13 protein-coding genes, 1 tRNA gene and 1 riboswitch are annotated in these 17,225 nt (G+C 64.7%); all 14 genes read right to left on the bottom strand.

Translation table 11 applies throughout. From position 1 onward, the window contains the following. Window positions 1-1,815 (bottom strand): alpha-glucan family phosphorylase (glgP, locus tag VLA65_RS21375; RefSeq protein WP_332603673.1); only part of this gene is annotated, 1,815 nt, incomplete at its 3' end. Window positions 1,816-2,437: 622 nt separating this feature from the next. Beyond that, entirely contained in the window at window positions 2,438-3,454 is a 1,017-nt protein-coding gene (locus VLA65_RS21370; protein ID WP_284991227.1) for a LacI family DNA-binding transcriptional regulator, read from the bottom strand. Window positions 3,455-3,777: 323 nt separating this feature from the next. Beyond that, window positions 3,778-3,853 (bottom strand) — tRNA-Ala (locus VLA65_RS21365). A 142-nt stretch (window positions 3,854-3,995) separates the two neighbouring features. Then, on the bottom strand, window positions 3,996-4,394 hold the full coding sequence (rsfS, locus tag VLA65_RS21360) for a ribosome silencing factor (protein WP_059389355.1): 399 nt from the start codon (window positions 4,392-4,394) through the stop codon (window positions 3,996-3,998). Window positions 4,395-4,457: 63 nt separating this feature from the next. Further along, the gene (locus VLA65_RS21355) at window positions 4,458-5,702 is read right to left on the bottom strand and encodes a hypothetical protein (RefSeq protein ID WP_332603672.1); all 1,245 of its coding nucleotides are present in this window, start codon (window positions 5,700-5,702) and stop codon (window positions 4,458-4,460) included. Window positions 5,703-5,709: 7 nt separating this feature from the next. Then, the gene (gene nadD, locus VLA65_RS21350; RefSeq protein WP_059389356.1) at window positions 5,710-6,330 is read right to left on the bottom strand and encodes a nicotinate-nucleotide adenylyltransferase; all 621 of its coding nucleotides are present in this window, start codon (window positions 6,328-6,330) and stop codon (window positions 5,710-5,712) included. 55 nt (window positions 6,331-6,385) lie between these two features. Beyond that, entirely contained in the window at window positions 6,386-6,625 is a 240-nt protein-coding gene (locus VLA65_RS21345; RefSeq protein WP_059389357.1) for a hypothetical protein, read from the bottom strand. Window positions 6,626-6,704: 79 nt separating this feature from the next. After that, window positions 6,705-8,075, bottom strand: coding sequence for a glutamate-5-semialdehyde dehydrogenase (locus VLA65_RS21340; RefSeq protein WP_332603671.1), 1,371 nt, complete (start codon window positions 8,073-8,075; stop codon window positions 6,705-6,707). Beyond that, the gene (gene proB / locus VLA65_RS21335) at window positions 8,072-9,262 is read right to left on the bottom strand and encodes a glutamate 5-kinase (protein WP_306959431.1); all 1,191 of its coding nucleotides are present in this window, start codon (window positions 9,260-9,262) and stop codon (window positions 8,072-8,074) included. Before proB ends, VLA65_RS21340 begins: the two co-directional genes overlap by 4 nt. Continuing rightward, window positions 9,252-10,841: a GTPase ObgE gene (gene obgE / locus VLA65_RS21330; protein ID WP_284991215.1), complete on the bottom strand. Its 1,590-nt coding sequence runs from the start codon at window positions 10,839-10,841 to the stop codon at window positions 9,252-9,254. Before obgE ends, proB begins: the two co-directional genes overlap by 11 nt. Window positions 10,842-10,986: 145 nt before the next feature. Next, window positions 10,987-11,250 carry a 50S ribosomal protein L27 gene (gene rpmA, locus VLA65_RS21325; RefSeq protein WP_003803426.1) on the bottom strand — a complete coding sequence of 88 codons (264 nt, stop codon included), beginning with the start codon at window positions 11,248-11,250 and terminating at the stop codon, window positions 10,987-10,989. A gap of 60 nt (window positions 11,251-11,310) precedes the next feature. After that, window positions 11,311-11,619 (bottom strand): 50S ribosomal protein L21, encoded by a 309-nt coding sequence (gene rplU, locus VLA65_RS21320; protein WP_028267456.1) that lies wholly within the window; start codon window positions 11,617-11,619, stop codon window positions 11,311-11,313. Window positions 11,620-12,039: 420 nt separating this feature from the next. Further along, the gene (gene thiD, locus VLA65_RS21315) at window positions 12,040-13,560 is read right to left on the bottom strand and encodes a bifunctional hydroxymethylpyrimidine kinase/phosphomethylpyrimidine kinase (RefSeq protein WP_332603670.1); all 1,521 of its coding nucleotides are present in this window, start codon (window positions 13,558-13,560) and stop codon (window positions 12,040-12,042) included. Then, a riboswitch (TPP riboswitch) is annotated at window positions 13,552-13,648 on the bottom strand. It overlaps the preceding gene by 9 nt. 144 nt (window positions 13,649-13,792) lie before the next feature. Then, window positions 13,793-16,936 carry an Rne/Rng family ribonuclease gene (locus VLA65_RS21310; RefSeq protein WP_332603669.1) on the bottom strand — a complete coding sequence of 1,048 codons (3,144 nt, stop codon included), beginning with the start codon at window positions 16,934-16,936 and terminating at the stop codon, window positions 13,793-13,795. Window positions 16,937-17,225: the final 289 nt, after the last annotated feature.

The raw sequence follows: 17,225 nt of genomic DNA, 5'->3' as shown, positions 1-17,225 counted from the left end.
GGTCCCGCAGGCCTCCAGGGGCCGGAGCGGGTTGTTCAGCCACACGTCGCAGCCCGGGAACAGGGTGCGGGCCATCGCGATGTCGTAATTGGGCAGGAACACGATCCGGTGCCGCACGGCGGGGTCGTCGGTGAACTTCACCAGGTCCTGGATCATCTTCTTCCCGGCGTCGTCGGCCGGGTGGGACTTGCCGGCGATGACCAGCTGGATGGGGTGCTTCGGGTGCAGCAGCAGCGCCTTGAGCCGGGCCGGGTCCCGGAGCATCAGGGTCAGGCGCTTGTAGGTGGGCACGCGCCGGGCGAAACCGATCGTGAGCACGTCCGGGTCCAACACGGTGTCCGTCCAACCCAGCTCCGCATCGGCAGCCCCGCGCTTCTTCCACGAAGATCGCAGGCGCTTGCGCACGTCATCAACCAAGGCCGAACGCAACTCGCCTCGCAGGGCCCAGAGCTCGGCATCATCCACGTCGTAGATCTTGTCCCAACCGGTGGCATCCACGTCAGTGCTGCCGAAGTACTTTGCGGCGAGCCTGCTCATCTTCGGATCGATCCAGGTGGGGACGTGGACGCCGTTGGTGACGGAGGTGATGGGGATTTCGGAGTGGTCGAAGCCTGGCCAGAGCCCGGAGAACATCTCGCGGGAGACCACGCCGTGGAGTTTGGCCACGCCGTTGGCCCGCTGCGCCAGGCGCAGGCCCATCACGGCCATGTTGAAGACCGCGGGGTTGCCGCCGTCGTAGTTTTCCCGGCCCAGGTCCAGGACCTTCTCCACGGGCACGTCCGGGGCCAGGCCGGCGTCGAAGAAGTGCCTGATCTGCACGGCCTCGAAACGGTCGATGCCGGCCGGCACCGGGGTGTGGGTGGTGAACACCGTGGACGCGCGCCCGGCGGCCAGGGCTTCGGACCAGCTCAGCGGGGCCTCGGTGGACATGAGTTCCTGGATGCGTTCGATGCCCAGGAACCCGGCGTGGCCTTCGTTGGTGTGGAACACTTCCGGGGCCGGGGTGCCGGTGAGGCGCGGGTAGACGCGCAGCGCCTTCACCCCGCCCATGCCCAACAGCCGTTCCTGCTGCAGGCGGTGGTCACCGCCGCCGCCGTAGAGGCGGTCCGTGATCCCGCGCGCGGCGTCGTCATTGGCCGGAACGTTCGAATCGAGCAGCAGCAGCGGCACGCGCCCGACGTCGGCCCGCCAAATGTGCGCGCGCAGCGTCCGGTCGCCCGGCAGGGGAAGCGTGACCAAGGCCGGCGAACCGTCTTCCTCACGGAGCAGTGTCAGGGGCAGGCCGTCGGGGTCAAGGACCGGGTAGGTCTCCTGCTGCCAGGCGTCCCGGGACAGGGACTGCTTGAAGTAGCCCGCCTGGTACAGCAGCCCGACGCCGATCAACGGCACGCCCAAATCCGAGGCGGCCTTCAGGTGGTCACCGGCCAGGATCCCCAAGCCGCCCGAATACTGCGGAAGAACCTCCGTGATGCCGAACTCGGGCGAGAAATACGCGATGCACACCGGAGCATCCGGACCCAGGCCCTGGTACCAGCGCGGCTCACCCAGGTACCGGTCCAGATCCGAAGCCGCCTGCTGAACACGCTCGACGACGGCGCCATCCGCTGCGAGCTCCTGCAGTTCCTCGCGGCTGACCAGGCCGAGGAAGGTCATGGGGTCATGATTGCTTTGCTCCCAGGCTTCGGCGTTCAGCGCGGAGAACAGTTCGCGTGTCGGCAAATGCCAGGACCAGCGCAGGTTCTTCGCCAATCGTGCGAGCGGGGCGATTGCTTCCGGCAGAACCGTTCGTACCGTGAACCGTCGAATCGCTTTCACTTCCGGCCACCTTCGAACGCGGACTGGGCCGGTTTGGTCGACGTTTCCATGCGGGTTACCTCCAAGAGGTTGTTGTGATGATTGGGGAGATGTTGGCTAAGGGTGAGACCACCGCGGCGCCGGGGTGGGTAGGCCTCTGCGGGCACAACCGGCACAGGGCAAGCGCTTACATGCTGTGGACGGGCATCATTGGCCCCTCCTGCGCCCGGTCCCGGAACTCAGAAGCAGGCAGCGGTCTCCAGGTTCCGTCCACGCGCTATTCCGGGGGCTTCACGAGCCGGGAACAAGGGGACGCGGCTACTCGTGGATCCGCGGCGGAAGCCGGCGAATTCCCGCTCAGGTTTGCGCGACATCGACCGCATCGTCAATTCGGATGATTGGTACCGAATGATTCCAAGCACGACTTACTTCCTTAGTCTCCGGGAACTCTGATCGGTGACCATCCGCCATGTTGTATCAGGAGGAATCTCATCGCCGTTCGTCGACGCGCCTTGTCGACGCGGGTCGATGGCTCGACAGTAGTTGGCAGCGCGACGGTGTGTCAAATGTCACAATCACGTTCGATAGGAGCGCGTAATGAATGCCTCGAATTGGCGGACTGCACCCGGACGGCGGGGCGATTCTACGGCTGCACGGCGCGTGCCACGGCGGTGCTTCCGCGCAACGTCAACACCGGTTCCGCGAGCCACTGCACGGCATCCGGCCCGTCGCTCCTGAGGCGCCGGGTAAGGAATTGTGCTGCTTCACGACCCATGACGCTCGGTTCGGCGGACGCCGTCGTCAGGGCGGGCATGAAGCGCTCCGCGGAGCCGGCACTGGTGTTGATCGCGACAATGGAGAGAGACTCGGGCACTCGCCAACCGTGGGCCGCCGCCGCACCCAGAAGGCCTGCAGTCGCCGCTTCGTTGATCATCACGAGCCCGGTTGTTTCCGGAGATTCTTCCAGGATCTGTCCAAACACCTCGCGACCGCCGGCAAGTGAGCTCGTGGCCGGATACAGCCGAGCGCTGATCCCGTGCCTCGACGCAGCAGCTGCAACGGCATCCCAGGATCGGACCATCGGGCCGTATCCGCTGTCCAGGGACTCACGCGAATGCGTCACAAGGCCGATCTCCGTGTGCCCCAGGCTGACGAGATGCGACACTGCCAGCTCCCCCATTGCTTCGAAATCTGCGTCCACGAATGTCAGGCCATCAGCATCCGTGGGCCGTCCGATCGTGACGAAGGGAACACCGGTTTCCAGCAGGACAGGAATCCGTTCGTCGAATGACCTGACTTCCATCAGGAGGATTCCATCTACGAGGCCCTGGGCCACGATCCGCTGCATCTCGCCCAGGTCGTCGGGGTCCATTGGCCACAGAAGGAGATGGTATCCGTCAGCACGCGCCTGCTCGGCGGCACCTTGGACGTATTCGAATTCCGTGGTGTTCATGCCTTGCTCCCCGACCGGAAAAATCAAGGAGACGATGCCGGTCCGTTTGCCGGCCAAGCCCTGGGCGAGCAGGTTCGGCGTATAGCCAAGATCGGACATGGCCTTCAGGATGCGCTCCCGCGTTTCGGGAGCAATCGGCCGGACACCACTGAGGGCATAGGACACAGTGCTCCTGGAAACGCCTGCTACCCGCGCAACATCGGCCATAGTTACCAAGGACTATCCCCCTGTATTGTCGGTGGCTGCTTTGCGATGGGCCCGCGAAAGACCGCGAGCCTCCAGACGGTAATGCCTCATAGTAAACCGTAATCGGTTGGGAAAGTGGTGGAGGCATGCTGAGCCCACTGTTGCATACACGCGGCGGCTAAGCGAGGGTGCCGGGATTTACGCGTTCTTGCCTACAACCCAAGACACCGCTGAAAATGCCGGAGAAACGAAAGAGCCACCCCCGGCGGGGCGGCTCTTTCAATTTCCACAAAATCTGAGGCCCTGCCCGGAACATAAAACCCACGTTCCAAGCAAGGCCTCCATGGTGGAGCTGAGGGGACTCGAACCCCTGACCCCCTGCATGCCATGCAGGTGCGCTACCAGCTGCGCCACAGCCCCATATTTTCGCTGCTTCACGAACCGTGAACTGGCCGGAAACCCCGTCCAGTTTTCGGATTCCTCCGAAGCAACTCAAATATCTTAGAACAGCATTTCCGAAAATTCCAAATCGGGCATATTCAGTTGGTCGGTGCCTTAAAGCCTAGGATTCCTCGACGGCGGGAGCCTTCGCCGAGGCGTCGTCACCGAGTTCCAGGTCCACTACGGGGCAGTCTTTCCAGAGGCGTTCCAGGGCATAGAAGACCCTGTCCTCGGAGTGCTGGACGTGCACCACGATGTCTGCGTAGTCCAAGAGGACCCAGCGGCCCTCGGAACGTCCTTCGCGGCGGACCGGGCGGAGATCCTGCTTGAGCAGCTCTTCCTCGATACCGTCGACGATGGCGTTGACCTGGCGCTCGGTCGGGGCCGAGGCGATCAGGAAGACGTCAGTCAGGGCCAGACGTTCGCTGACGTCGAGGGCGATGATGTCCTCGGCCAGCTTGTCCGCTGCCGCGCGGGCGGCGTGGCGGGCCAAGAGGACGGATTGTTCATGTGCAGTCACGGGACTCCTTGTATGCGGCTTCGAGAATAGACGAAGCCTGTTTGGTGGCAAAAGCCGTTATGGTCAGCGGGAAAGTCCGCTGGTGATCATGATGATGCCCGCAATCAGGGCGATGGCTCCGATGCCAACCAGTCCCAGGACCAGGAGCCGGGTACGCTGGGCGCGCCCAAGTCCCGCCGTCGCGGCGTCGAGCGGTTCAAGTCCGTAGGCCGAACTTGCCGAGATGGGCGGATGTTCTGCCGCCTCGGCCAGCGCTTCGCCATCGGGTTCGGAGCCCGACGTCGGGCGTCGACCGGCCGCTTTCGCAGCGGCCTCTGCGCGCGCCAGCACTCCTGCGCGGCCGCGCAGGTTGCGTGGCTTGCCCGACGCCGACTGCCCCGGCTTCAGTTTCGGCGCCGGGGAGGTCACAAGGGGAACGAATGTGGTGCCGGGCGGCTTCATGACGGGACGATCGAGTCCCGGAACCTTCACGAATTCCAGGGGTGTCACCATGGCCAGGTTGCTAGCTACGGAAGGTTCAGCACGGACAGGCCCGGAAGGACGGCTGTTTTGTTCGGCGAGCTTCTGCTTGGCCATGGCCCTCTTGTTGAGGATGGCCTCGCGTTCAGCCTGGGCGATCTGTTCGGCCAGGGCCTCCGGGTCCGCCGGCTCGACGTCGGCACCGGAAACCGCGGATTCGGCGGCGGGGACTTTCTGCACCGCAGATTCCATTGCAGCGATGTGCTCAAGCTTGTTTGACTGGTTGTTCGCTTGGGCGGCCAAAAGCTCACGGGCCATCAAGGCCTGCTCCACGGTCATTTCCGGCGCACCGGGAGGAGGTCCTGCCGTGACGCGGACGCCGCCGCCGGGCAAAACGCCCGGGCGATCAGGACCGGACTGCTGCCTGCCGGGAGCCTGGACCGGGACACTGGATGTCCTTGGCCCTGAGCCCGGTGCCGGGACAACGGGGATCGCCGAGGTGCCCGGTGCAACTTCTTCCTGCAATTGCTGGAGGCGCAGCTGACGGCGCGTGGGCGGACCGCCGCGGGAAAGCTGCTGCTCCTTGTCCGCGAGTTCCTTGATGGCACGGAGGGCGGCGCGGTCGCGTGCACGCGCCTGGGAGGAACGTTCCGAGGCGGGTTTGGCGTCCAAGGGAGCATCTGCCACCCGGCGCACCCGATTGGCCGAAGCGCCGCCGGACGCGTGGCTGGCGTCGTCGGAGGTAACTGCCTCGGCTACCGCGGGACGTGCGCCTGTTTCTTCCAGGCGTGCGTCCCGGGCTCGTCGAAGCTCGCGCCGGCTAGGGATGGGGGGCTGTTCCTGGCTCATTCAAAACTCACTCGGTACGGGCTTGGTGTTCTGTTCCGGTCATAGCATGCAGGGGCTCCCCCATGCCGGGTTTGCCCGAGTACAGCTTGTATTTGGCGATGTACTGCACTACTCCGTCAGGTACGAGGTACCAGACCGGATTGCCTGCACCCACGCGGGCGCGGCAATCCGTCGACGAAATCGCCATGGCGGGCACTTCCAACAGACTGACGTCTTCCCTGCCCATGCCGTCAAGAACATGACCGGGCCTGGTGACACCGACAAAATGCGCCAAGGACCAAAGCTCGTCGACATCTTTCCAGGACAGGATCTGTGCCAGGGCGTCCGCGCCCGTGATGAAGAACAAGTCCGCATCCGGCCGCTGCGTCCGCAGATCCCGCAGGGTATCGATCGTGAAGGTGGGACCGGGGCGGTCCACGTCCACACGGCTCACCGTGAAATTGGGGTTGGAAGCCGTGGCAATGACCGTCATCAAGTACCGGTGCTCGGCTTCGCTGACTTGCTTGTGCGATTTCTGCCAGGGCTGTCCGGTGGGCACGAAGACCACCTCGTCCAAGCGGAACTTGGCAGCAACCTCACTGGCAGCAACCAAGTGGCCGTGGTGAATGGGATCGAACGTCCCACCCATCACGCCCAAGCGAAGTCGGCGCCCCGTTTCCTCGAAGGGTTTCGCGGCGGAAATGTTAGTGACCCAGCCCTGGGTGCTTGGCCGGGTGCTGGCGGTGCGGATCCGAATGTTCTTCGACGGCGTCGTGACGGTTGCCAAGGTTCGTGTAGGAGACTGCCACAAACATCAGGACCAGCAGGATGCAGAACATGGAGACACCGAAAACCCAAGGTTCAGCCCACAACGGTGCCGGCGCTTCGGCTCCGCTCTCGCCCCCTTGCGTGAGAATTGAAATGGCGATCTGCTGAAACTGCATTTTCTCCCCTAGCGGTTCAAAGGATTTCGACGGCGGATCCTCCCGCCGTTCAGGACTTCTGTTCTATGTTACAGCGTTGCTAGGCGCGGACCTGGCCTTCACCCTGGACGATCCACTTGGTGGTGGTCAGCTCGGTCAGGCCCATGGGACCGCGTGCGTGCAGCTTCTGGGTGGAGATTCCCACCTCGGCGCCCAGCCCGAGTTCGCCGCCATCGGTGAAGCGCGTGGAAGCGTTCACGATGACCGCCGCCGAGTCGATGTCCGCAATGAACTTCTCAGCGTTCGCCAGATTGTTCGTCAGGATGGCCTCCGTGTGGCCGGTCGACCATTTGCGGATATGCGAGACGGCCTCGTCAAGGTTGTCCACCATCGCAACAGCGAGGTCAAGGTCCATGTATTCCGTAGCCCAATCGACGTCGTCGGCGGGGACCGTGTCCACGGAGCCGGACAGCGCCGCTTCAATCCGGGAGTCGACATGCAGGGTGACCCCGGCGGAACGAAGTGCGGCGGCGACCGCGGGCAGCACGGTGGATTTCGAGTGGACCAGGAGGGTTTCCACGGTGTTGCACACACTGGGGCGCTGGGTCTTGGCGTTGAGCAGGATGTCGACGGCCATCTCTTCGCTGGCGGACTCATCGATGAAGATGTGCACGTTGCCTTCGCCGGTCTCAATGACGGGCACAGACGAGTTGTTCACCACAGTCTGAATCAGGTCCCGTCCACCGCGGGGAATCAGCACGTCCACGCGGCCACGGGCACGCATCAGGACATTCGCGCCCTCGCGGCCGAACTCGTCCACGCTCTGGACGGCGTCGGCCGGCAGCCCTACGGATTCCAGCGCATCGCGGAGGATGGTCACAAGGGCTGCGTTGGTGTGGGCGGCAGCCGATCCGCCGCGCAGGATCACGGCATTGCCGCTCTTCAAGGCAAGTCCGGCGATATCGACCGTGACGTTGGGGCGGGCCTCGTAGATCGCAGCGACTACTCCCATGGGCACGTTGACCTGGCGCAAGCGCAGGCCGTTGGGGAGGGTCTGGCCACGGACGACGTTGCCCACGGGATCCGGCAGACCCGCCAGGTTTTCAAGGGCGGCCACAAGGCCGTCGATGCGGGCAGGAGTCAAGGTCAGGCGGTCCAGCATGGCAACGGAGGTTCCGTTGTTGCGGCCGGACTCAACATCCTTCGCGTTGGCGGCGAGGATTGAATCCTCCTGTTCCCGGAGGGCCGCGCCGATAGCGCGCAGGGCGCGGTCCTTCCAGGCACGGTTCGCCTGGGCCATGTGCCGCGCTGCCTGCCGGGAGCGGTCCGCGATCGAATGCACGGCCGCCTCGACTTGCCCGGGCGTGAGCGGCGCGGTTCCCAGCTCCGGAGTTTCCGGCACCCGGGTGGCATTGCCGGAAGCCAGGGCGTCGGTTATCACAGGAGAATCAGGGGTAAGGGCCTCAGTCATTCTCCAAGTTTAGTGGAGCGGGACGGCTGGACCAGTACGAGGTCGTCAACATGAACAACTACGCGGTCATATCCACGGCCAAGGTCCTTGGCGAGCTCCTTGGTTGAACGGCCAAGCATGCGGGGAAGCTCTTCCGCGGAGTAGTTCACCAGTCCCCTCGCAATCACGGTGCCGTCGGCGGAAACCATCTCCACGGGATCGCCGGGCTCGAAGTCCCCCTGCACCGACGATATTCCGGCGGGCAGCAGCGAGGTGTGACGGTCGCGCACCGCCTTGACGGCGCCGTCGTCGAGGATCAAACGGCCCCGAACCGAAGCGAGGTGGGCCAGCCACAGCAGGCGAACCGGTTTGCGGTTGCCGTTGATGGCGAACCAAGTGCCCACGTCCTCGCCGGCCAGTGCAGCGGCGGCATTCGCCGTGGACGTGACGAGGGCGTGGATGCCGGAGCCCGCGGCGATCGAGGCCGCCTCCACCTTGGTGGTCATGCCTCCGGTACCGACGCCGGCTTTGCCCGCCTTGCCGATGGTCACGCCGACGAGGTCGGCGGGACCGGTGACGAGCGGAATGCGCTTTGCACCCAACGACGGCGGACCGTCATACAGGGCGTCGACGTCGGACAGCAGGACCAGCGCGTCGGCCCGGACAAGGTGCGCCACCAAGGCGGCCAGCCGGTCGTTGTCACCGAAACGGATTTCGTGGGTTGCCACGGTGTCGTTTTCGTTCACGACCGGCACGACGCCGAGGTTCAGCAAGCGGTCGAGCGCCCGGTATGCGTTGCTGTGCTGGGTGCGCCGCATCAGGTCATCGGCAGTCAACAGGACTTGGCTGACCGTGACTCCGTGCGCAGCAAAAGCCTGCGAATAGCGCGCCATCAAAAGCCCTTGGCCCACACTGGCCGCAGCCTGCTGCGTGGCGAGGTCCTTGGGACGCTTGGCGAGCCCGAGCGGTGCGAGACCCGCCGCGATGGCACCGGAGGAGACCAGGATGATCTCCGTCCCGGAATTGCGCTTCTCGGCCAGGGCGTGGACCAGGGCCGTCAGCGCTTTCTCCGAGATGCCGCCTTTGATGCTGGTCAACGAGGACGAACCTACTTTGACCACAATCCGCTTGGCGCCGGCCAACGCCTGGCGTTCCGCGGCGTCGTCGCCTTCGGTGACTTCAGCGATGCGGGCCGTGCTAGTCGTCATTTCCGGCTTCCAGGCCGCTTTCCTTCAGGGGCTTGGGCAGACGGCGGCCGCTGACGGACTCGGTCCAGATGCCCGCCTTCCGCTCGGCTTCGAGCTCGGCACGTGCTGCAGCCTTGGCCTCGCGGCGCTCGAGCTGCTCGTCGCGCTTCTGCGAACGGGTGGGACGGTCGCCGATGTCGGCAACGCGAATGTCGGTTCCTCGAGGCGTCGCCAGGAGTTCGGCGCCCGCCATCATGGTGGGCTCCCAGTCGAACACCACGCCGTCTTCCTCGCCGATCACCACGGTGTCGCCCGGAACGGCACCCATCTTGAACAACTCGTTTTCGATGCCGAGCTTGGCCAGTCGATCGGCGAGGTAGCCAATGGCTTCTTCGTTGGTGAAATCGGTCTGCTTGACCCAGCGGACCGGCTTTTCCCCGAGCACGCGGAAGAGCGGTTCGAGGTTCTTCTCCTCGCGGCGGATCTTGAAGCCGGACTCGTTGACGGCCCGGGGGCGCAGGACAGGCGCTGCGACCTTGGGAGGCGCAATCGCAACGGCCTTGCGGGCGGCCATGACGATCTCGCCCATGGCGAAGCTCAATTGGCGCAGGCCTTCATGGCTCGTGGCAGAGACTTCGAAGACGCGGTAGCCGCGCTGTTCCAGTTCTGGGCGGACGAACTCGGCCATATCCCGACCGTCAGGCAAGTCCACCTTGTTCAGGACCACAAGCTTGGGGCGCTCGTTCAAGGGGACCACTTCGCCGTCAACGCCGGCGTAGCTCATGTCCACCGCGTACTTGTCCAGCTCTTGCTCGATGATCGCAAGATCGGTGAGCGGGTCCCTGTCCGCTTCCAAGGTTCCGCAGTCCAGCACGTGCACCAGCGCGGCGCAACGCTCTACGTGGCGCAGGAAGTTGTGGCCGAGGCCCTTGCCCTCGCTGGCGCCCTCGATCAGCCCGGGAACGTCGGCGATGGTGAACCGGACGTCACCGGCCTGGACCACGCCAAGGTTGGGGATCAGGGTGGTAAACGGGTAGTCGGCGATCTTGGGCCGCGCCGCGGACATCGCCGCGACAAGGCTCGACTTGCCCGCGGAGGGGAAGCCAACCAGCGCGATGTCTGCGATGGACTTCAGTTCCAGGACGATGTCGCTGGACTCGCCTTCAATACCGAGGAGGGCGAAACCGGGCGCCCTGCGCTTCTGCGAAGACAACGAAGAGTTACCAAGGCCGCCCATGCCGCCTGCGGCGGCGACGAACTCGGTGCCTTCGCCGACGAGGTCAGCAAGGACGACGCCGTCCTTGGTCTTGACCACCGTGCCGTCCGGGACGGGAAGGACGAGGGTTTCACCGTTCTTGCCGCCCCGCCAGTCGCCCATGCCCGGGCCGCCGTTGGTTGCGTGGCGGTGCGGTGCGTGGTGGTAATCAAGCAGGGTGGTGGTTTGGGCATCGACGCGCAGGATGACGTCGCCGCCATTGCCGCCGTTGCCGCCGTCGGGTCCACCGAGGGGCTTGAACTTCTCGCGCTTAACAGAAACACAGCCGTGGCCGCCTGTTCCGCCGGATACGTGAAGTACTACCCGGTCTACGAAGGTCGCCACGTGTTTCTCCTCTATGTGGAAATTACTGCTTGAAGTGCGTGTTGCGCCGCTGTTGCGCGGCCGCCCGCCCTAGTAAATTCTAGTGCGGTTAAAAAGACAGATGGAGCGGGCCATACGGCCCGCTCCACCCGTTCAGAACGTGTTATTACTCTGCAGCTGCAGCAGCAACGATGTTCACTACGCGACGGCCACGGCGAGTACCGAACTCAACCGCGCCTGCCTGCAGGGCGAACAGGGTGTCGTCGCCACCGCGGCCGACACCGGCGCCCGGGTGGAAGTGGGTGCCGCGCTGGCGGACGATGATCTCGCCTGCGGAAACGACCTGGCCACCGAAGCGCTTTACGCCGAGGTACTGGGCGTTGGAGTCACGACCGTTGCGAGTGGAGCTCGCGCCTTTTTTATGTGCCATTTGAAATGCCTGCCTTTAAATTCTGGGGAATCTGTTGAAAACCTGAACAGCAACCAGTGGTTACTTGATACCGGTGATCTTGATCTTGGTCAGTTCTTGACGGTGACCCTGGCGCTTCTTGTAGCCGGTCTTGTTCTTGAACTTCTGGATGACGATCTTCGGACCACGGAGGTCTTCGAGGATCTCAGCCGTAACCTTGACCTTGGCCAGATCCGCAGCTGCGGAGGTGACCTTGTCACCGTCCACCAGGAGCAGTGCGGGCAGCTCAAGGGTGCTGCCGGCTCCACCGGGGACGCGGTTCAGGGTTACGTAGTCTCCAACGGAAACCTTTTCTTGGCGGCCGCCTGCGCGGACAATCGCGTACACCACTTGGGCACTCACTTCTCTCGACGTTTATTACTAAATTTGCGTGCGGAACCCCGATCCAAAAACGGGCCTGGTTCACGCTGTGCCTCAACGCCGTGGACTCCGGTACGGAATCCATGAGTCATCCCTCGAATAGTTCTAAATGAAAGGTCAGTTCCAAATGAACGGTTTCTAGGGGCATAACCCAAGTGTTGGCGTAAGCACCGAAGATCTAGATTACGCTAGTTTCGCCTTCGGCTGCAAATGAGGCCAGGTCCGGAGGCTGCCACGTGATGGCTGCCACAGACTGGCTATGCCGCCATCCGGTACCGTGCCCGTCCACCTTACCCTGCCGGCCGCGAAAAGCTCGGATCCTCACGCCGACACGCTGCAACGCCTGCGGGGGCAGGCCGCGTTCCGGTGCCTCCTCCCCGGAAGACCGGCTCAGCCGTGCAACCTTGGAGCATCGAAGAACGCCGTTTCATAGCGGCAGGATTGGGCAAACGCCTCCATCATCGCTGTGCACTCCGCGGGCGACGCAACCTGCGCGGCGGCATCCGTGATGCCGATCGCCTTGCGGGTGGCCTCCGCGAACGCCTCGTCCGCGTAGGTGCGCAGCCAATCCGCATAGGGGTGCTCGTCCGATGCTCCGGCCTCGACAAACCCATGGTGGAGCCGCTGTCCCACCTCGGCGTACAACCAGTAGCAAGGCAACACGGCAGCAACCAGCACCGCATAGCTTCCCGACGCCGATGCCGCCAGCAAGTGGTCCACGTAGGCCTTGGTGACCGGGCCCAGCTCTCCGCTCACCTGGCGTCCACTGAGCCAATTCCGGTGCAGCTCGGATTCGACTTCAAGGCACATCTGCGAGCCGCGGGCCCAGAACAGCTGTTCGGTTTCACTCGGAGCGAGGGCGCTTGCCCGTGCCAGGACCCTGGAATAGCCGTTGAGATAGATGGCATCCTGGGACAGGTAGTAGCTGAACTGCGCTTCACTGAGACCACCGGATTGCAAGTGCTGGATGAAGTCCAAGCCATAAATGGCTGCCAGTTCCGTTTGGGCGGCGTCCCACATCCGGACGGCGAAGTCCCCCGGTTGAAGGGCCTGCTGGAGCGCGTGGAAATGATGGATCGGCCCGTTGCCCTTCCCTACTTCCAGCACCTCGGACCGGGTCAGCGCCTCCTGGAGCCAGGGCTTGACGACACGCAAAGCAGACTCCCAATCGCCGAGCCGCGCCTTGGCCGTCGCCATCGCCGACGACAGGGAACATCCCGTCCCATGGCTATTGCGGGTCTCCACCCGTTGGCCGGCGAATTCCACCACGTCCTGGCTCAGGACTCCCCCGGTATTGACCAGGGCATCGGGGCAGCCGGCTCCCTGCAGATGGCCCCCCTTCACCAGGACGGTGTTTCCGCAGCTAGCGGCCAGGCGCTTGCCTTGCTCCAACGCCGATGCCCAATCAGTGGCAACAGGCTCGCCAAGCAGCATGGCCAATTCCGGAAGGTTGGGGGTCACCAGGTCTGCGAGGGGCAGCAGTTCCCGCAGTGCGGTTTCAGCGGACTCCGCGAGGAGCCTGTCGCCACTGGTCGCGATCATCACCGGATCCAGGACGACGACGGCGGGGCGCGCCTCGCCAAGCCAGCGGCGGACTTCGTGGATGACCGCCGCGTCCCCGAGCATGCCGATCTTGACGGCATCAACCGTGATGTCGTCGCTAATGGCGTCCAATTGCTGGCGCAGGAACTCCACGGGAGGCACATGGACGCCAGTGACGCCCTGTGTGTTTTGTACAGTGAGCGCCGTGATGACGGCCATGCCGTAGCCGCCGTTGGCTGCAATGCTCTTCAGGTCTGCCTGGATCCCGGCACCACCTGAGGGGTCCGAGCCGGCGATGCTGAGGACCCTGGGTATGGGGCGCTGGATGGCCTTGAGCGGGTAGACAGATGATTGCGCCGAAACAGTCATGCGAGACATCCCTTCGCCGGTGCTAACCGGACAGGTTCAACGGGTCTGGTCTCAGCCGGCTCGGTGCGCGGCACCCCGTGTCAGTCCCCTAGCTTAACCCTGATCACGCCTCGCCCGCTGAAATCGCCCTTTGCAACCGGACTGCCAGGGTCGGCGGATTGGCCCACAACGCCGAAACCCCGGCGGTTTCCACAGGAGCGGAAACGGCCGGGGCTTAGGCACGGTACTACGTTCAGAGTTCGGACTTCGGCACACCGACGCCGAGGATGATCGGTTCCGCTGCCGCCGTCGGCTTCGTCGGGGCGGCGTCTGCCGCCTTGGCCTCGTGCGCGGCCCCACCGGAAGCAGCCGCGGCAACCTCGTGGTGCTCCACGTTGGTGGCGTTGGCGGCACCCTGGGCCCGGCTGGCGCTACGGTTGCGTCGGCCTCGGCGTCCACGCGAACCCGAGTCCGGGGATTCACCGCTTGCAACGGCTGCGGGGGCCTCTGCGGGGGTTTCCTTGGCTGACGTTGACGTCGTGGCGGTGTCCGGAGCTTCTCCGAGGCCTGCGAATGCCTGTGCCAATAGGTCCAGGCTCATGGCAGGTGTGCCACTTGCAGCCTCCTCTTCGTGGTGGACGAAAGGCAACGCAACTTCCTCGCCGCCGAATCGCAGCACAGGCTTCGAACGTTCCTCGCCACTCGAAGCAGCGGCCGGAGCCTGGACCGGGGCCGCTGGGGCCTGGACCGGGGTTACTTCCGCTGCGTGCCCGTCGGCGAGCAATTCCGCCGCGTGGTGGAGCTCGTCGTCGTGCAGGTGGGCAGCGTGGGCTGCAGCCGCGATGGTGGCAAGGGCTGCGCGGGTGGCTGCCTGCCGGTTCGGGTCGGTGGATTCCACAGTGTGGACCGGCACCGAAGGGGTGACGGGCAGTTCAGTGGTCCCCGGCCCCGTGCCGCGGCCGCGGCGACGCTTGCGCTGCTCGGGGCGGACGGCTGGCTGTGACTCCGTGCGCGGGTGGTGGTGTTCAGCTGCCACGACGTTGGCCCGACGGTGCTCCACGGGCTCGTCGTGCGTGACGATTCCGCGCCCTGCGCACGTCTCGCACTGCTCGCCGAAGACCTCCAGCAGGCCGGTGCCCATGCGCTTGCGGGTCATCTGGACCAATCCAAGCGAGGTCACCTCGGCGACCTGGTGCTTGGTACGGTCCCGGCCGAGGCACTCGACCAGGCGGCGCAACACGAGATCGCGGTTGGATTCCAGGACCATGTCGATGAAGTCGATGACGATGATTCCACCGATGTCGCGCAAGCGGAGCTGGCGGACCACTTCCTCGGCAGCCTCAAGGTTGTTCTTGGTGACGGTCTCCTCGAGGTTGCCGCCGCTGCCGGTGAACTTCCCGGTGTTGACGTCGACAACCGTCATGGCCTCCGTGCGGTCGATCACGAGCGAACCACCGGAGGGCAGGAAGACCTTGCGTTCCAAGGCCTTGTGGATCTGTTCGTCCACACGCCATGCCGAGAAAATGTCCTGGTCCGAGGTCCACTTCTCGAGGCGTCCCACCAGGTCCGGCGCCACGTACGTGACGTAGGCCTCGATGGTGTCCCAGGCTTCATCGCCGGAAACGATGAGCTTGGAGAAGTCCTCGTTGAAGACGTCACGGACAACCTTGATGGTGAGGTCCGGTTCGCCGTACAGCAGTTCCGGAGCCAGGATCTTGGTGGACGTGGACTGGCTTTCGATGCCTTCCCACTGGGCCCGCAAGCGGTTGATATCGTGCGTCAGCTCTTCCTCGGAAGCACCCTCGGCGGCGGTGCGGACAATAACGCCCGCGTTCTCCGGGAGGCGGTCCTTGAGGATTTTCTTCAGGCGGTTGCGCTCGACGTCGGGCAGCTTGCGGGAAATTCCCGTCATTGACCCGCCCGGTACGTACACAAGGTAGCGGCCGGGAAGTGAAATCTGGCTCGTCAGGCGTGCGCCCTTGTGGCCCACCGGATCCTTGGTGACCTGGACCAGCACGGAGTCGCCTGACTTCAGGGCGTTCTCGATGCGGCGCGGTTTGCCTTCCAGGGTGACGGCATCCCAGTTGACTTCACCGGCGTACAGTACGGCGTTGCGGCCGCGTCCGATGTCTACGAACGCGGCTTCCATCGACGGCAGCACGTTCTGGACCTTGCCCAGGTAGACGTTGCCGATGAGGGAATCCTGCTGTGTCTTGGACACGAAGTGCTCCGCGAGCACGCCGTCTTCGAGGACACCGATCTGGATCCTGTCGTCGCGCTGGCGAACGATCATCTGGCGGTCGACGGACTCACGGCGGGCCAGGAATTCGGCCTCGGTGATGACCTGGCGGCGGCGGCCGGTCTCGCGGGATTCGCGGCGGCGCTGCTTCTTTGCTTCAAGGCGGGTGGAGCCCTTGACGCTCGTGACTCGGTCGGAGCCGCTGGTGGACTCAACGTGCGCGCGGGGAGCGCGGACGCGGGTCACAGTGTTGGGGGGATCGTCGTCTCCGCCGCCCGTCAGTTCCAGGTCCTGATCGCCGCGACGACGGCGCCGGCGACGGCGGGAGGTCACGCCTTCTTCGAGGGGCTCCTCGGTACCGGCTTCTGCCTCGTCCTCGGATTCCGCAGAGGTTTCTTCTCCCGCGTCATCACGCTCGGTGCCCCGGCGTCCGCGACGGCCACGGCTGCGACGCCGACGGCGGCTGCCGGCTTCGTCCAGTTCGTTCTCCTCGGAACCTTCCTCAGCTTCGGCCCGCGGTTCCTCGTCGACGACGGCCGGACGGACAACGGCGCTCAAGTCAGGTGCCTGGAAGATCATGGACGTGACGGAGGCAGGTTCCAGGAACAGCGACGCGATCGGACTTGCGGCTTCGGCGTCGACGGCCGGCTCCCCGGTGGTTTCCTCGGGCGCGGGCTCCTCGGCCGGCGGCTCCACAGTGTTTTCCCCGGGCGACGCAACGTCGGCAGCCGGTGTTTCAACCGGGGCTTCTTCGGCAACGGGCTCGGCGCTCTTTGCCCTCGCGGTACGACGCCGGCGGACCGGCTTTTCGGGGGCGGCTTCGGCCTCTGGTGCTATTTCAGGTACGACGGCGGCAGCAGCCTCCGGTGCCTCGCCACCTTCCGTGGACGCTTCTTCAGCGAAACCCGGCAGCGGCTCGGAGGTTTCGACCTTCTTTCGAGCCCTGGTGCGCCGGACGGGAGCCTTGGGCGTTTCCGCGTCGCTCGCTTCGGCGACAGGCTCGGCGGCGGTTGCGGCAGCTCCGGCGTCGGGGGCTTCATCCGCGGCGACCGTCTTCGGTGCAGCCTTGCGGCGGGTGCGGGTGACCTTTTTAGGTGCTTCGGTGGTCTCGGTGGACGCCGCATCTTCGGCGGCGGCTACAACTTGCTCGTTATCCATATGTGGCAACACTCCTGCCCTTGCGCAACCGCCACATCCGGTGCCCAGAGGGGCAATATTGTCAAAACCCGCAGGCGTTGACAGAAGTCAGTAGTAGTCTTTCCGGTTCGCACCAGCATGGGGGTGCGGCATCCACGGAAAGCCGGCTTCGCTCCAAACCCGTTGTTCTAATGCCACAACCAGGTGCCGTCCATGGTCACTGCGGCCCTGCCGGGGATCATTGGATCCTGGGCATGCCCTGCAAATGATTGGCGGTCTTGGGAACAAGATACCGGACCGGATTCCGCAT

The organism is Arthrobacter sp. S2(2024) (assembly GCF_036662515.1).
Classification (GTDB): domain Bacteria; phylum Actinomycetota; class Actinomycetes; order Actinomycetales; family Micrococcaceae; genus Arthrobacter.
This window is presented reverse-complemented; position numbering and strand designations above follow the sequence as displayed.

What these genes read in the sequence shown, in the direction of transcription:
- VLA65_RS21370 (WP_284991227.1), bottom strand. Translation starts at nt 3,454, where the DNA reads ATGGCCGATGTTGCGCGGGTAGCAGGCGTTTCCAGGAGCACTGTGTCC.
- VLA65_RS21355 (WP_332603672.1), bottom strand. Translation starts at nt 5,702, where the DNA reads ATGAGCCAGGAACAGCCCCCCATCCCTAGCCGGCGCGAGCTTCGACGA.
- nadD (WP_059389356.1), bottom strand. Translation starts at nt 6,330, where the DNA reads ATGGGTGGGACGTTCGATCCCATTCACCACGGCCACTTGGTTGCTGCC.
- VLA65_RS21345 (WP_059389357.1), bottom strand. Translation starts at nt 6,625, where the DNA reads ATGCAGTTTCAGCAGATCGCCATTTCAATTCTCACGCAAGGGGGCGAG.
- VLA65_RS21340 (WP_332603671.1), bottom strand. Translation starts at nt 8,075, where the DNA reads ATGACTGAGGCCCTTACCCCTGATTCTCCTGTGATAACCGACGCCCTG.
- proB (WP_306959431.1), bottom strand. Translation starts at nt 9,262, where the DNA reads ATGACGACTAGCACGGCCCGCATCGCTGAAGTCACCGAAGGCGACGAC.
- rpmA (WP_003803426.1), bottom strand. Translation starts at nt 11,250, where the DNA reads ATGGCACATAAAAAAGGCGCGAGCTCCACTCGCAACGGTCGTGACTCC.
- thiD (WP_332603670.1), bottom strand. Translation starts at nt 13,560, where the DNA reads ATGACTGTTTCGGCGCAATCATCTGTCTACCCGCTCAAGGCCATCCAG.
- VLA65_RS21310 (WP_332603669.1), bottom strand. Translation starts at nt 16,936, where the DNA reads ATGGATAACGAGCAAGTTGTAGCCGCCGCCGAAGATGCGGCGTCCACC.